The sequence below is a fragment of the Nonomuraea sp. NPDC003201 genome, from assembly GCF_053590415.1.
The window spans coordinates 1-15,513 of sequence record NZ_JBSFTC010000268.1 but is presented as its reverse complement, the minus strand read 5'-3'; the positions used below and the strand labels follow the sequence as shown (position 1 = coordinate 15,513).

The 15,513-nt window shown below is 71.9% G+C and carries 10 protein-coding genes; 5 read left to right on the top strand and 5 right to left on the bottom strand.

Features of this window, described 5'->3' with window-relative positions:
• From nrfD to ACWDX9_RS48520, 5 genes are all read right to left on the bottom strand, one after another.
• Positions 1-867: NrfD/PsrC family molybdoenzyme membrane anchor subunit (nrfD, locus tag ACWDX9_RS48540; protein WP_449967693.1), on the bottom strand; the 867-nt coding region annotated here is incomplete at its 3' end.
• Positions 864-1,661 (bottom strand): 4Fe-4S dicluster domain-containing protein, encoded by a 798-nt coding sequence (locus ACWDX9_RS48535; RefSeq protein ID WP_449967690.1) that lies wholly within the window; start codon positions 1,659-1,661, stop codon positions 864-866. The genes nrfD and ACWDX9_RS48535, both read right to left, overlap by 4 nt.
• Positions 1,661-4,882, bottom strand: coding sequence for a formate dehydrogenase (gene fdh, locus ACWDX9_RS48530; protein ID WP_449967687.1), 3,222 nt, complete (start codon positions 4,880-4,882; stop codon positions 1,661-1,663). Before fdh ends, ACWDX9_RS48535 begins: the two co-directional genes overlap by 1 nt.
• A gap of 78 nt (positions 4,883-4,960) precedes the next feature.
• Positions 4,961-6,373: a rhamnulokinase gene (locus tag ACWDX9_RS48525; protein WP_449967684.1), complete on the bottom strand. Its 1,413-nt coding sequence runs from the start codon at positions 6,371-6,373 to the stop codon at positions 4,961-4,963.
• Positions 6,370-7,371, bottom strand: a complete 1,002-nt coding sequence (locus tag ACWDX9_RS48520) for a LacI family DNA-binding transcriptional regulator (protein WP_449967681.1) — start codon at positions 7,369-7,371, stop codon at positions 6,370-6,372. Before ACWDX9_RS48520 ends, ACWDX9_RS48525 begins: the two co-directional genes overlap by 4 nt.
• Positions 7,372-7,723: 352 nt before the next feature.
• Between ACWDX9_RS48520 and ACWDX9_RS48515 the strand changes: the two genes are divergently transcribed.
• The 5 genes from ACWDX9_RS48515 to rhaD all read left to right on the top strand — a co-directional run.
• Positions 7,724-9,652: a beta-galactosidase gene (locus ACWDX9_RS48515; protein ID WP_449967678.1), complete on the top strand. Its 1,929-nt coding sequence runs from the start codon at positions 7,724-7,726 to the stop codon at positions 9,650-9,652.
• Positions 9,653-9,780: 128 nt separating this feature from the next.
• Entirely contained in the window at positions 9,781-12,495 is a 2,715-nt protein-coding gene (locus tag ACWDX9_RS48510; protein ID WP_449967675.1) for an exo-rhamnogalacturonan lyase family protein, read from the top strand.
• A 236-nt stretch (positions 12,496-12,731) separates the two neighbouring features.
• Positions 12,732-13,049 (top strand): L-rhamnose mutarotase, encoded by a 318-nt coding sequence (locus tag ACWDX9_RS48505; RefSeq protein WP_185077046.1) that lies wholly within the window; start codon positions 12,732-12,734, stop codon positions 13,047-13,049.
• A gap of 10 nt (positions 13,050-13,059) precedes the next feature.
• Positions 13,060-14,217 carry an L-rhamnose isomerase gene (gene rhaI, locus ACWDX9_RS48500; RefSeq protein ID WP_449967672.1) on the top strand — a complete coding sequence of 386 codons (1,158 nt, stop codon included), beginning with the start codon at positions 13,060-13,062 and terminating at the stop codon, positions 14,215-14,217.
• Positions 14,218-14,223: 6 nt separating this feature from the next.
• On the top strand, positions 14,224-15,513 hold a 1,290-nt coding region (gene rhaD / locus ACWDX9_RS48495), incomplete at its 3' end, for a bifunctional rhamnulose-1-phosphate aldolase/short-chain dehydrogenase (protein WP_449967669.1).

Genomic DNA, 15,513 nt, shown 5'->3' with positions numbered 1-15,513 from the left:
GCCGACGGTCACCCCGGCCAGCGCGCCCGCCAGCGACAGTGCCTCGCCCGCGCGCAGCAGCGGGCTGCGCTTGAGCGGCTCGGCCAGCGGCCCCAGCCGCCGCTCCATCCGGGTCGCGGCCACGCATTCGACGGCCGCGCCCAGCATCGCCACCCGGCGGGCCGGACCCGCCTCCGACAGCGGCGCGGCCAGCATCCCGAGCCCGCCCGCCGCCGCCGCGGCCGAGCCGGCGAACAGGAACGGCATCTCGCGGAACCCCTCGTGCCAGGCGGGCACGGCGGTGTCGCAGATCAGCGCGGCGGTGTAGGTGGCCACCGCGGGCCCCGCCAGGCCCGCCCCGACCGTGGCGGCCCGGCCCAGCCTGGGCAGGCGCCCGGACAGGTCGGCGGCCCCGGCGCACACGGCCTGCGGGCCGTACGCCGTGAGGATCCACGTGCCGACGCTCATCGGCGAGGTCACCTTGAACACCCGCAGCATGTTGATGAACCGCTCGGGCCGCCCCAGGTCGTGGATCAGCGAGTAGAACGAGCCGCCCAGCGCGCACAGCGCGGCCACCCTGCCCACCCTGGCCAGGCGCGGCCTGCCGGTGAGCTCGGCGACGGCCGCCAGCGTGGACGACGCGCCGGCCAGGCCGCCCAGGAAGAGGTAGCCGGCGATGTCGTGCTCCTGCCACGTCGGCTCGTTGAGCACCGGCCGGCCGTAGTAGGAGTCGTAACCCTTCTCTGGGCCCTTCTCTGGGCCCTTCTCTGGGCCCGCCTCCGGCGGCCTGCGCCGCTCGCGCCGGTCGCCCGCCGATCCCGGCGTGGCCTCGCGTTCGGTGCGCAGCCCGGCCGAGCCGTCCAGGCGCACGTCGGTCTGACTGGTCATCCCCGTTTCCTCCAGATCGGCAGCGCCGTCGCCGCCACGCCCGCCAGCAGGGCGAGCGCCGCGACCCCCGCGTGCCGCCACATCGACGGCAGATCCCTCGTGGTCACCACGGGATCGGGCGGCAGGCCGTACACCTCGGGCTCGTCCAGCAGCAGGAAGAACGCCCCCATGCCGCCCACCCCGTCGCCCTGGTCGTGCCCGTACAGGCGCGCGGAGGCCGTCCCCGCCGCGCGCACCTGCTCGAGCCGGTGCTCGGCCCGCTCGCGCAGCTCGTCGAGGTCCCCGAACTGGATCGAGTCCGTCGGGCACGTCTTGGCGCACGCGGGCTCCTGCCCGTCGCCCAGCCGGTCGTAGCACATGGTGCACTTGGCGGCCACGCCGCTGCTCTCCCGCTTGCCGATCACCCCGAACGGGCAGGCGGGCACGCAGTAGCCGCACCCGTTGCAGATGTCCTGCTGCACCACGACCGTGCCGAACTCGGTGCGGAACAGCGAGCCCGTCGGGCACACGTCCAGGCAGGCCGCCTCCGTGCAGTGCTTGCACACGTCGGAGGCCATCAGCCAGCGGAAGTCCATGTCGCCGACCCCGGGCTCCTGGTGGCCGAGCGGCCGGCGCTGCTCGACGAACGCGACGTGCCGCCAGGTGTCGGAGCCCAGGGTCACGGTGTTGTCGTAGGACATGCCGGTGAAGGCCAGGCCGTCCTCGGGGACGGCGTTCCACTCCTTGCAGGCCACCTCGCACGCCTTGCAGCCGATGCAGATGCTGGTGTCGGTGAAGAACCCCACGCGGCCCATCACGCCTCCGTCCCTGTGCCGGCGCCGATGCCCGCGCGCTCCTGATAGGACCTGACCAGCTCCGGCAGCGCCGGCCCGCGCGGCCGCCGCCCGGGCCGGATGTCGGCCGCCAGGGCCTTGACCTCCTGGATGTGGGAGTTGGGGTCCAGCGCGATCGCCGACAGCTCGTTGGCCGCGTCGCCCCTGGCCAGGCCGTTGGGCCCGTAGTGGAACGGCAGCCCGATCTGGTGCAGCACCTTCCCGTCCAGGCGCAGCGACGGCATCCGGTCGGTGACCATGACCCTGGCCTCGATGGCGTTGCGCGCCGTGACGATCGTGGCCCAGTCGCCGTGCACGAGCCCGCGCTCGGCGGCCAGCTCCGGCGACACCTCGCAGAACATCTCCGGCTGCAGCTCCGCCAGGTACGGCGTGTGCCGGCTCATCCCGCCCGCCGTGAAGTGCTCGGTCAGCCGGTACGTCGTCACCACGTACGGATAGACCGACGCGCCCGGCTCGTCGCCGCTCGGCTGGTAGCGGTTGTCCTCGTGCCGGTAGACCTTGCGCGCCGGGTTGCGCTGGTGGCCGTAGAGCGGGTTGGCCACCGGCGAGTCCTGGGGCTCGTAGTGCGTCGGCAGCGGCCCGTCCACCACCCCCGACGGGGCGAACAACCAGCCCTTCCCGTCGGCCTGCATGACGAACGGATCGGTCCCGGACAGCGCCGCCACCCCCTGCGCGTCCTCCGGGGGCCGGAAGCCGGGGTCCTTGTCCACGTCGATGTCCGGCACGTCGAATCCGGTCCACCGGCCCTCGTCCGCGTCCCACCAGACGAGCTTCTTGCGCTCGCTCCACGGGCTGCCGTCCGGCCTGGCCGAGGCCCGGTTGTAGAGGATCCGCCGGTTCGCCGGCCAGGCCCACCCCCATTCGGCGGCGATCCAGTCCTGCTCGGTGTGCGGCTTGCGGCGGGCGGCCCGGTTGACGCCGCCGGCGTGCACGCCGCAGTAGATCCAGCAGCCGCACACCGTGGAGCCGTCGTCCTTGAGCTCGCCGGCCCCGGACAGAGGCCGCCGATCGGGGCCCCAGCCGTTGATCTCCGCCAGCACGGCCTCCGCGGACGGCTCGGACAGCTCGCCCACGAGCGGGTAGTCCCAGGTGAGCTCCAGCACCGGCGCGTCCATCGGATCGGCCGAGCCCGCCAGCTTCTCCCGGATGATCCGCCCCAGGTGGTACATGAACCACAGGTCGCTGCGCGCGTCACCGCCCGGCTCGACCGCCTGGTGGTGCCACTGGAGCAGCCGGTTGGTGTTGGTGAAGCTGCCGCTCTTCTCGGTGTGCGAGGCCGCGGGGAAGAAGAACACCTCGGTGCCGATGTCCTCGGTGATCAGCTCGCCCGTCTCGATCTCCGGGCCGTCCTTCCACCAGGTGGCGCTCTCGATCAGGTTGAAGTCGCGGACCACCAGCCAGTCGAGGTTCGCCATGCCCAGGCGCTGCATCCGGGTGTTGGCCGAGCCGACCGCGGGGTTCTCGCCGAGCAGGAAGTAGCCCTTGCAGACGCCGTCGAGCTGCGCCAGCACGGTGTCGTACGTGCTGTGCGACCCGGTCAGCCTGGGCAGGTAGCCGAACCTGAAGTCGTTGTCCGGCTGGGCCGACTCACCCCACCACGCCTTGAGCAGGCTGATCAGGTACGCGGACATGTTCGCCCAGCAGCCCTTGTGCGGCGAGTCGGCCCGCAGGAACTTGCGCAGGCTCAGGTCCTCGTGCGCGTGCGGCATCGGGATGTAGCCCGGCAGCAGGTTGAACAGCGTGGGCACGTCGCTGGAGCCCTGGATGCTGGCGTGCCCGCGCAGCGCCTGGATGCCGCCGCCGGGCCGGCCCAGGTTGCCCAGCAGCAGCTGCAGGATGCTCGCCGCCCTGATGAACTGCGCGCCGTCGCTGTGCTGCGTCCAGCCCACCGCGTAGACGAACTCGGCGGTCTTGTCGGGGCCGGAGTTGTCCGTCAGATGCCGGCACACCCGCTGGAACAGCTCCGGCGGCACCCCGCACACCCGCTGCACCATCTCCGGCGTGTAGCGGGCGAAGTGGCGGCGCAGCACCTGCATGACGCAGCGCGGGTGGCTCAGCGTCTCGTCGCGCTGCGGCGTCCCGTCCATCGGCAGGCCGGTGGCGCCGAGCATCTCGGAGTGGCCCGGCGGCAGCTTGCCCACCCACCGCTCGTAGTCCACGTCCCGCGCGCCGGAGGCCGGGGAGACCGTCATCCCCTCGTACTGCCAGGTCTCGTCGTCGTAGACGCGGGTCTCCGGGTCGAAGCCGGAGAACACGCCGTCGAGATCCTCGGTGTCGCGGTAGTCCTCCCGCAGGATGGTGGCCGCGTTGGTGTAGTTGACCACGTACTCGTGGAAGTACAGGTCGTTGTCCAGCACGTGGTTGATGATCCCGCCGAGGAAGGCCACGTCGGAGCCCGCGCGGATGGGCACGTGCAGGTCGGCCAGCGCGCTCGTGCGCGTGAAGCGCGGATCGATGTGGATGATCACCGCGCCGCGCGCCTTGGCCTCCATCACCCACTGGAAGCCGACCGGGTGCGCCTCGGCGAAGTTGGAGCCCTGGATGACCACGCAGTCGGAGTGCTGCAGGTCCTGCATGAACGTGGTGGCCCCGCCCCGGCCGAACGACGTGCCGAGCCCGACCACGCTGGAGCTGTGGCAGACGCGGGCCTGGTTCTCGATCTGCACCACGCCGAGCGCCGTCAGCAGCTTCTTGATGAGGTAGTTCTCCTCGTTGTCCAGCGTCGCGCCGCCCAGGCTGGCGATGCCCATGGTCCTGGCGGTGCGCTTGCCGTCCCGCTCCCACTCCCAGGTCTCGCGCCTGGTGGCGATGACCCGGTCGGCCACCATGTCCATGGCCGTGTCGAGGTCGATCTCCTGCCAGTCGGCCCCGCCCGGCGGGCGGTAGAGCGCCTTGTGCCGGCGGCCGGACGCGGTGGTGAGCTGGAGGCTGGCCGCGCCCTTGGGACACAGCCGGCCGCGGCTGATGGGGGAGTCGGGGTCGCCCTCGATCTGGATGACCCGTTCATCCCGTACGTACACGTTCTGGGCGCAGCCCACCGCGCAGTACGGGCAGATCGACTTGACCACCCGGTCGGCCGTGGCCGTGCGGGCGCGCAGCGCCGCCGTCCTGGCCGACTTCACCGCCGCGCCCCGCCCGCTGCGGTCCTCGCCGGTCAGCTGCCGCAGCAGCGGCCAACGCATGTCCATAATGCCCCCCGAAACCCCTGGCGGGGTTTCTGCCCTGCTCCCGGGAGGCGAAAACCCGCAGGTCGAAGGGGGTCAGGCGAGGCGCGCGGCGGCCTTCTCCCACGCCTGGGGATCGCCGGAGGGCTCGTAGCGGCGCAGCGGCTGGGAGGCGGCGACCAGCGAGCGCATCTGCGCCAGGTCCGAGACGAGCCCCGCCGAGCGCGCCTGCACGAGCACGTTGCCGAGCGCGGTCGCCTCCGCGGGCCCGGCCACCACCGGCAGCCCGCAGGCGTCCGCGGTGAGCTGGCACAGCAGCTCGTTGCGCGACCCGCCGCCCACCAGGTGGACGACCTCGACGTCGCGCCCGGACAGCTCCATCGCCTGCCGCACGGCGAGCCGGTGCCCGAGCGCCAGGCTCTCCAGCACGCACCGCACGTACGCGGCCGGGGACGACGGAGGCTCCTGCCCCGTGCGGCGGCACTCGGCGGCGATCCTGGCCGGCATGTCGCCCGGCGGCAGGAACACCGGCTCGTCCGGGTTGACCACGGCCGCGAACGGCCGCTCGCCCGCCGCCGCCTTCAGCAGCTCGCGCAGGTCGGAGCCCGGCCAGGCGCGCAGGCACTCCTGCAGCAGCCACAGCCCCATGACGTTGCGCAGGTAGCGGACGGTGCCGTCGATGCCGGCCTCGTTGGTGAAGTTCGCTGCGCGGCTCTCGGGCGTCAGGACGGGCTCCGGCAGCTCCACCCCGGCCAGCGACCACGTGCCGCACGAGATGTAGGCGAAAGCCGGACCGGAGGCGGGCACGGCGGCCACGGCCGAGGCCGTGTCGTGCGAGCCGACCGCCGTGACGGGCGCCGACCAGCCGACCACGTCGGCCACGTGCCGGCGCAGCTTGCCGACCGCCTCGCCGGGCTGGCGCAGCGGCGGGAACAGCCCGGCCGGCAGCCCGAGCTGCTCGATCAGGGGGAACGCCCACGACCTGGTGCGCACGTCGAGCAGCCCGGTCGTCGAGGCGTTGGTCACCTCCGCGCCCACCTCGCCGGTGAGCCAGTAGCCGATCAGGTCGGGGATCAGCAGCATCGTCACGGCCCCGTCGAGCCGGTCGGCCAGCAGCTGGTAGATCGTGTTGAACGGCAGCACCTGCAGCCCGGACACGTCGTACAGGGTCTCCGCCCCGACCGACCCGGCCACCCGCTCGGCCACCCCTCGTGTGCGGTCGTCGCGGTAGTGCACCGGGTTGCCCATCAGCCGGTACGACTCGTCGAGCAGCCCGTAGTCGACCGCCCACGAGTCCACGCCGACGGACGACACCGGGCCCGCGTCGCGCAGGCCGTCGAGGATCTCCGAGTAGAGGCCGGTGATGTTCCAGTGGAGGCGGCCCGCCTCGGTCACCGGCTCGTTGGGGAAGCGGCGGACCTCGGTCAGCTCCAGGCCGTCGGAGAGGTCGGCCAGCATCACCCGGCCGCTGGAGGCCCCGAGGTCGACGGCGGCGAAACGGCGGCTCATTGTGTGGACTCCCTGGCGACGAGCTCGGGCTGGAACATGATGTGCTGGTGCGCGTGCGTCTCCGGGTTGTCGCACTCGTCCAGCAGCAGCTCGGTGGCGATCCGGCCGAGCTGGTAGGTCGGCTGCCGCATCGAGCTGAGCGAGACGGTGGAGGCGGCGGCGAAGTCGATGTCGTCGTAGCCCATCAGCACCACGTCCTCCGGCACCCGCACGCCCGACCGCAGCAGCGCGCGCAGCACGCCGAGCGCGAGCAGGTCGTTGGCGCAGAACACGGCTTCGGGCAGGCCGTTCTCGATCAGGTCGGCGGCCGCCTTCTCGCCCGCGCGGGCCGTCATCGTCGCGGTCTCGGCCACCTTCAGGTCGCCGGGGTCGAGCCCGGCGCCCCGCATCGCGGCCTTGGCGCCCTCCCAGCGCTCCACGCACTGCCTGATCGTCATGGGGCCCGTCACGTAGGCGACGGTGCGCGCGCCCTTGGCCAGCAGGTGGGTGACCGCGGCCCGGCCGCCCGCGACGTCGTCCACGGCCACCGCGCACTGGTCGGGCCGGTGCGCCGGGTGGTCGACCAGGACGACGCTGATGCCGCGCTCGCGCAGCCGGTCGAGCCGGCCCGGGTCCTCGCCGGAGGGGGTGATCAGCACGCCGCGCACCCGGTGTTCGGCCAGCACCCGCAGGTTGCGCTCCTCCTTGTCCTGCGAGCCCGCCGAGTTGCCCAGGATGACCGCGTAGCCGAGCTCGCTGGCCACGTCCTCGACCCCGGCCGCGACCTCGGTGAAGAACGGGTTGCCGATGTCGATCACGCTCAGGCCGATCGTCCTGCTGTGCCCGGCGCGCAGCGTCGAGGCCGAGCCGTGCCGGACGAACCCCAGCTCGTTGATCGCCGCCTCCACCCGCTCCCGGGTGGCGGGCGCGACTTTTCCGGGCCGGTTCAGTACGTTGGAGACCGTGCCCGGGGAGACGCCGGCGTGTGCGGCGACGTCCTTGATGCTGACCATGGCCATGGGGACCAATTAAAACGTACTAACGACTGGGGCGCCAGTCGCGGTACCGGTGGAGCGGGGTTTCCGGGTCTGGAGTGGGCAGAGTTGTGCGGGTTTCGAGTAAAAACGTTTGTATCGGGATGCGCACGGAGACCGCTTTCCCCGCTTTTCATAACGTTAAGATAACCCCCGTGTCACGGGTCACGCCTGGATTCGGCGGGCCTGCCTGCGCAATCACCCCCGTTGATCAGCGGGAACCCGCCCGGGACGGCGAGCCGGGCCTTGTGCGACGCGCGTGAGGAACGTTTTAATCCCCCGTAAACGCTGACGTAACACGCTGTGAGCGCTAACAGACTTGCGAAAGGCAGGTTTCATGCCGGACGTCATCGCCTATGGCGGGGACTGGAATCCAGAGCAGTGGCCCGAGGAGACGTGGGAGCAGGACGTCGCGCTGATGCGTGCGGCTGGCGTCAACCGGGTCAGCGTCGGCATCTTCTCCTGGTCGCTGCTGGAGCCGGCCGAGGGAGCGTTCGACTTCGGCTGGTTCGACCGCGTGATGGACCTGCTGGCCACGAACGGGATCAAGGCCAACCTTTCCACGCCGACCGCCGCGCCGCCGCCCTGGTTCGGGGACACGTACCCGGAGGCGCTGCCGGTGGACGCCGACGGGCGGCGGCTGACCTACGGCAGCAGGCAGGGCTTCTGCCCCAGCTCGCCGATCTACCGCGAGAAGGCGCTGCGCATCGCCGAGCAGCTGGCCACGCGCTACCGGGACCACGAGGCGCTGGCCCTGTGGCACGTGCACAACGAGTACGGCTGCCACAACGCGCGCTGCTTCTGCGACACCTCGGCGGCGGCCTTCCGCGCCTGGCTGCGCTCGCACCACGCCTCGCTCGACGCGCTCAACGACGCCTGGGGCACCGCGTTCTGGTCCCAGCGCTACGGCGACTGGGCCCAGATCCTGCCGCCGCGCGCCACCCCCACCTTCCCCAACCCCGGCCAGCAGCTCGACTTCCGCCGCTTCAGCTCCGACGCGCTCATCGAGCTCTACACCGCCGAGCGCGACCTGCTGAAGAAGATCACCCCGGACGTGCCCGCGACCACCAACCTGATGGCGGGCGCGCACTGGGACATGGACTGCTGGGCCTTCGCCGCCGAGATGGACGTGGTCTCCACCGACCACTACCTGATCGGCGCCCGCGCGGAGCCGCACATCGACCTGGCCTTCGCCGCCGACTACGCCCGCTCGCTCAACGGCGGCCGGCCCTGGCTGCTGATGGAGCACTCGACCAGCGCCGTCAACTGGCAGCCGCGCAACCGCGCCAAGGCCCCCGGCGAGCTGCGCCGCAACTCCCTGACCCACCTGGCCAGGGGCGCGGACGGGATCATGTACTTCCAGTGGCGGGCCTCCCGCGCCGGCGCCGAGAAGTGGCACTCGGCGATGCTGCCACACGCGGGCACCGACACCAAGATCTGGCGGGAGGTGACCGCGCTCGGCGCCGAGCTGGCCGGGCTCGCCGACGTGGCGGGCAGCACCGTCAGCGCCGACGTCGCGATCCTCCTCGACCACTCCAGCGTCTGGGCCCAGGACCACCCGGCCCAGCCCTCCGCGGACATGGACCCGGTGGAGGAGGCCAAGCGCTGGCACGCCGCGCTCTGGCGGGCCGGCGTCACCTGCGACCTGGCCCACCCCGAGGGCGACCTGACCGGCTACCGCCTGGTGCTGGTGCCCGCGCTCTACCTGGTGAGCGACGCGGGGGCGGCCAACCTGGCGCGGTTCGTGGAGCGGGGCGGGGTCGCGCTCGTGGGTCCGTACAGCGGGATCGTGGACGAGCACGACCGGGTGCGGCTCGGCGGCTACCCCGGGGCGTGGCGCGACCTGCTCGGGGTGAGCGTGGAGGAGTTCTTCCCCCTCGACGGGCCGATCGCGCTGACCTCGGGCGCGTCGGGGACCGCCTGGAGCGAGGTGGCGCACGCCGCCGGCGCGAAGGTCCTCGACACGTACGCCACCGGGGAGCCCGCCTGGACCCGCAACGAGTGGGGCGACGGGTTCGCGCACTACCTCACGACCAGACTCGACGACGACGGCCTGGCCGAGGTCATCGCCGCCGTCGCGACGGAGGCGGGCGTCGAACCCGTCGCGGCCGCCCCCGCCGGGGTAGAGGTCGTACGGCGCTCGCACGCGGACGGCCGCTCCTACCTGTTCGCCGTCAACCACACGGGCGAGGACGCGGTCGTGACCCCGCCCGGCGGCGACCCGGTCACGGTGGCGGCCGGCGACGTCCGCGTGATCTCCGCCTGACGGCGGGGCGCCCGCGGGCGTTCCGCCATCTGGCTCTGGAAAGCGCTTCCCATCCGGGAGCGGCACCACCGACCAACCCCCCTGAGAGGCGCGCGCGAGCGCGCCCCTCCCCGCCTGGAGGTGTACCTGTGTCCGAGCAGATCTCACGCCGCGACGCCCTGAAGGGGTTAGCCGTCGCCGGAGCAGCCGTCCCGCTGGCCTCGGCGCTGGAGTCGCCCGCCTTGGCCGCATTGAAGGGGGCGGCGCCGGCCGTACCCGACGTCCCCCTGCGCTGGCTGGAGGACAAGCCCGCCGAGGCGCCCGGCACCACCTGGGGCGTTCCGTGGCCGAAGGGCGCCGTGGCCAAGGAGCAGGCGTTCGGGCTCACCGCGGCCGACGGCGCCGCCGTGCCGATGCAGACGTGGCCGCTGGCGTACTGGCCGGACGGGTCCCTGAAGTGGACGGCCCACGCGGTCGGCCCCGCGACGCCCGCGGCCGAGACGTACACGCTGCGGCCGGGCACCGCCGCCGCCCCCGCCAAGCCGGTCACCGTCAAGGACGAGAAGCAGTACGTGGACGTGGACACCGGCGTGATCCGCGCCCGCGTCCGCAAGAGCGGCAGCGAGCTGATCAGCCAGATCTGGCGCGGCGAGACCGAGATCGCCCGCAAGGGGCAGCTCGTCAACCTCCGCCAGGGCAAGATCGACGACGATGACGACCGTACGGTCGAGGTCGACTCCTACCTGAGCGACATCTCGAAGGTGGAGGTCGAGCAGTCCGGCCCGGTGCGCGCGGTCGTCCGGATCGAGGGCCGCCACACCTCCAAGAAGGGCCGCTCATGGCTGCCGTTCACGATCCGGCTCTACTTCTACGCGGGCGCGGAGAGCGTGCGGATGACGCACACGTTCGTGTTCGACCGCGACGGGCAGCACGACTTCGTCGCCGGGCTCGGCGTGCGCTTCCGCGTCCCGATGCGGGACGAGCCGTACAACCGGCACATCCGGTTCGTCGGCGACGGGCACGGCCTGCTCACCGAGGCCGTCAAGGGCATCACGGGTCTGCGCCGCGACCCCGGCGCGGCCGTGCGGAAGGCGCAGGTGGAGGGCCGGCGGCTGCCGGACATCGCCACCTGGGACACGCGTGTCAGCAGCCGCGTCCAGCTCATCCCCGACTGGGGCGACTACTCCCTCGCCCAGCTGTCCTCCGAGGGCTTCACGCTCAAGAAGCGCACCAAGAAGGGGTACGGCTGGGTCGCCGTCGACCAGGGCCGGCGGGCCTCCGGGCTCGGGTACGTGGGCGGGACGAGCGGCGGGTTCGCGTTCGGCCTGCGGGACTTCTGGCAGCGGCACCCCACCCAGCTCGACATCCGCGGGGCCGCCTCGGAGGAGGCCGAGGTCACCGTCTGGCTCTGGTCGCCGGAGGCCGGGCCGATGGACACCCGCTTCTACCACGACGGCATGGGCCAGGACACCTACCCGGAGCAGATCGAGGGCCTCAACATCACGTACGAGGACTACGAGCCCGGCTTCGGCACGCCGCTCGGGATCGCGCGTACGAGCGAGCTGACCTTCTGGGCGCTGGCCGCCACCCCGGACGCCGCGCGGTTCGGGGCGATGGCCGACGCCGTCCGGACGCCGCCCCTGATCGTCGCGCCGCCCGCGCACCTGGCCGCCGCCAAGGTGTTCGGCGGCCTGTTCAGCCCCGTCGACCGGTCGACGCCCGGCAGGAAGACCATCGAGGACCATCTCGACTTCCTCTTCGACTACTACCGCAAGCAGGTCGAGCAGCGGCACTGGTACGGGTTCTGGGACTACGGCGACATCATGCACACGTTCGACGAGGACCGGCACGTGTGGCGCTACGACGTCGGCGGTTACGCCTGGGACAACTCGGAGCTGTCGCCCGACCTGTGGCTCTGGTACGCGTACCTGCGCTCGGGGCGCGCCGACGTGTTCCGCTTCGCCGAGGCGATGACCCGGCACACCGGCGAGGTGGACGTCTACCACCTCGGGCCCTGGGCCGGGCTCGGCAGCCGGCACAACGTGCAGCACTGGGGGTGCAGCGCCAAGCAGCAGCGCATCTCGACCGCGGTCTACCGGCGCATCTTCTACTTCCTGACCGCCGACGAGCGCACCGGCGACCTCATGCGGGCCCTGGTGGACTCCGACAAGACGTTCCTGGCCATCGACCCGCTCCGCAAGATCCGCACGGAGCCGTACACGCCGGACCCGTCGGCCCTCGCGATCGGGCTGGGCACCGACTGGAGCGGCCTGGCCGCCGCCTGGCTGACCGAGTGGGAACGCGGCGGGGACCCGGTGGCCGAGAAGAAGCTCAAGGCCACCATGCGGACCATCGCCGCCATGCCCAACGGCTTCGTCACCGGCGAGGGGCTCTACAACCTCAGCACCGGCGAGTTCGCCCCGGCCGCTCGCAAGGTCGCGGTGTCCCATCTGTCGGCCATGTTCGGCCAGGTCGAGATCTGCGCCGAGCTCATCGACCTGGTGGACATGCCGGACTTCGAGCAGGCGTGGCTCCAGTACTGCCGCCTGTTCAACGCCACCAAGGCCGAGCAGGCCGCCGAGACGGGCGCGAACTTCGGCAACCTCATCCTCAAGCAGGGGCACTCCCGGCTCACGGCGTACGCGTCGGTCCGGCTCCGGCGCGACGATCTCGCCGCCCGGGCGTGGACGGAGTTCGCCACGGGGGACGGCTACGCGCCGGACCTGTCGTGGAAGTCGGAGAAGGTCACGACGACCCTCAACCCGACGGACGAGGCGGCCTGGGTCTCCACCAACACCACGGCCCTGTACGGGCTGGCGGCCATCCAGAACCTGGCCCTCGTCGGCGACAAACTCCCCACCTGACCACCCCACCCGTCGCGGCGCTCGTGGGGCGGCCGCTCGTGGGGCGGGCGGCGTGGGGCGGGTCGCGGGCGGTTGCGGCCGTGGGGTGGTCCGCCGGCGCGGAGCCGGGGATTAAAACGTGTCAGTGTAGCTGCGCGATCACCCCGGGCGGTCCGTGGGTGGGAGCGCATTGACAGCGAGCACCAGGAATCATAGTTTCCTGCACGAAGGATTAAAACGTTTTGAAGGGAGTGTCAGTGCAACGCGTCTGCTTCCTGCTGAAAGTCCGCCCAGAGCGGCTGGCGGAGTACCGCGAACGCCACCGAGACGTCTGGCCGGAGATGCGAGAGGCGCTCGCGCGTACCGGCTGGCACAACTACTCGCTCTTCCTCAAAGACGACGGCCTCCTCGTGGGCTACCTGGAGACCGAGGACTTCGAGGCGGCCAGGAAGGCCATGGCCGAGACCGAGGTCAACGCCCGCTGGCAGGCCGAGATGGCGCCGTTCTTCGAGAGCCTCGACGGGCGGCCCGACGAGGGCATGCACCCGCTGGACGAAGTGTTCCACCTGGATTGATCGGGGAGTAATGACTGACATCAAGGCCGCGCTGCGGGCGCAGCACATCGAGACGCCGTCCTGGGCCTACGGCAACAGCGGCACGCGGTTCAAGGTGTTCGCACAGAAGGGGGTGCCGCGCGACCCGTACGAGAAGCTCGCCGACGCCGCCCAGGTGCACGCCTACACCGGGATCGCCCCCACGGTCGCCCTGCACATCCCGTGGGACAAGGTGGACGACTACGCCGACCTGGCCAGGCACGCCCGCGAGCTGGGTGTGGGCATCGGAGCCATCAACTCCAACGTCTTCCAGGACGACGACTACATGCTGGGCAGCGTCACCAACCCGGACGCGCGGGTCCGCCGCAAGGCCACCGACCACCTGCTCGAGTGCGTGGACATCATGGACGCCACCGGCTCCGACACGCTCAAGCTGTGGTTCTCGGACGGCATCAACTACCCGGGCCAGGACGACATCAGGGCCCGCCAGGACCGCCTGGCCGAGTCGCTGGCCGAGGTGTACGACCGGCTCGGCGAGGGCCAGCGCTTCCTGCTGGAGTACAAGCTCTTCGAGCCCGCCTTCTACGCCACCGACGTGCCCGACTGGGGCACCGCGTACGCCCACTGCGTCAAGCTCGGCCCCAAGGCGCAGGTCGTGGTGGACACCGGCCACCACGCGCCGGGCACCAACATCGAGTTCATCGTGGCGTTCCTGCTGCGCGAGGGCAAGCTCGGCGGGTTCGACTTCAACTCGCGCTTCTACGCCGACGACGACCTGATGGTGGGGGCGGCGGACCCGTTCCAGCTATTCCGCATCATGTTCGAGGTGGTCCGCGGCGGCGGGCTCGACCCCGAGGCCGGCGTGGCGTTCATGCTCGACCAGTGCCACAACATCGAGCCCAAGATCCCGGGTCAGATCCGCTCGGTCATGAACGTCCAGGAGGCCACCGCCAAGGCGCTGCTGGTGGACCGGGAGGCGCTGGCCGCCGCCCAGTCCGAGGGCGACGTGCTGGGCGCGAACGCCGTGTTCATGGACGCCTACAACACCGACGTGCGGCCGCTGCTCGCCGAGTTGCGGGAGGAGTCGGGGCTGGCGCCCGACCCGATGACCGCGTACGCCAAGTCCGGATATTTCGAGAAGATCGCCACCGAGCGTGTCGGCGGCAACCAGGCCGGCTGGGGGGCCTGACCAACCATGGAAGTCGTTAAGGAACTGCTGGAGCGCTCGCACCGGCTGGGCGCCGACCCGCGTAACACCAACTACGCGGGCGGCAACACCTCGGCCAAGGGCGCGGCGCCCGACCCGGTCACCGGCGAGGACGTCGAACTCCTCTGGGTCAAGGGCTCGGGCGGCGACCTGGGCACGCTGAAGGAGTCCGGGCTCGCCGTGCTCCGCCTGGACCGCCTGCGCGCGCTCGTGAACGTCTACCCGGGCGTGGAGCGCGAGGACGAGATGGTCGCCGCGTTCGACTACTGCCTGCACGGCAAGGGCGGCGCCGCGCCGTCGATCGACACCGCCATGCACGGCCTGGTCGAGGCCGCGCACGTCGACCACCTGCACCCCGACGCCGGGATCGCGCTCGCGACCGCGGCCGACGGCGAGGAGCTCACCAGGCGCGTCTTCGGCGACCGCGTGGTGTGGGTGCCGTGGCGGCGGCCCGGCTTCCAGCTCGGCCTGGACATCGCCGCCATCAAGGAGGCCAACCCGCAGGCCATCGGCTGCGTCCTCGGCGGCCACGGCATCACCGCCTGGGGCGCCACCGCGCAGGAGTGCGAGTCCCGCTCGCTGGAGATCATCCGCGCCGCGGAGGCGTACCTGGCCGAGCACGGCCGCCCCGACCCGTTCGGCTCGGTGATCTACGAGACGCTGCCGGAGGCCGAGCGGCACGCGCGGGCCGCCGCGTTGTTCCCGCACCTCCGGGGCCTGGCCTCCACCGACCTCCGCGTCGTCGGCCACTACACCGACACGCCCGAGGTGCTGGACTTCGTCTCCCGCGCCGAGCACCCGCGCCTGGCGGCGCTGGGCACGTCCTGCCCCGACCACTTCCTGCGGACCAAGGTCGCGCCGCTGGTGCTCGACCTGCCGCCGGACGCGTCCCTGGAGCAGGCCGTCGAACGGCTGCGCGAGCTGCACACCGCCTACCGCGCCGACTACACCGCCTACTACGACCGCAACGCCACCCCGGACTCGCCGCCCATGCGCGGCGCGGACCCGGCGATCGTGCTGGTGCCGGGCGTCGGCATGTTCTCGTTCGGCAAGGACAAGCAGACCGCCCGCGTGGCCGGCGAGTTCTACGTCAACGCCATCAACGTCATGCGCGGGGCCGAGTCCGTCTCCACGTACGCGCCCATCCCCGAGTCGGAGAAGTTCCGCATCGAGTACTGGGAGCTGGAGGAGGCCAAGCTCCGCCGCATGCCCAAGCCGAAGCCCCTGGCCACCCGCGTCGCGCTGGTGACCGGCGGCGGCTCGGGCATCGGCGCGGCC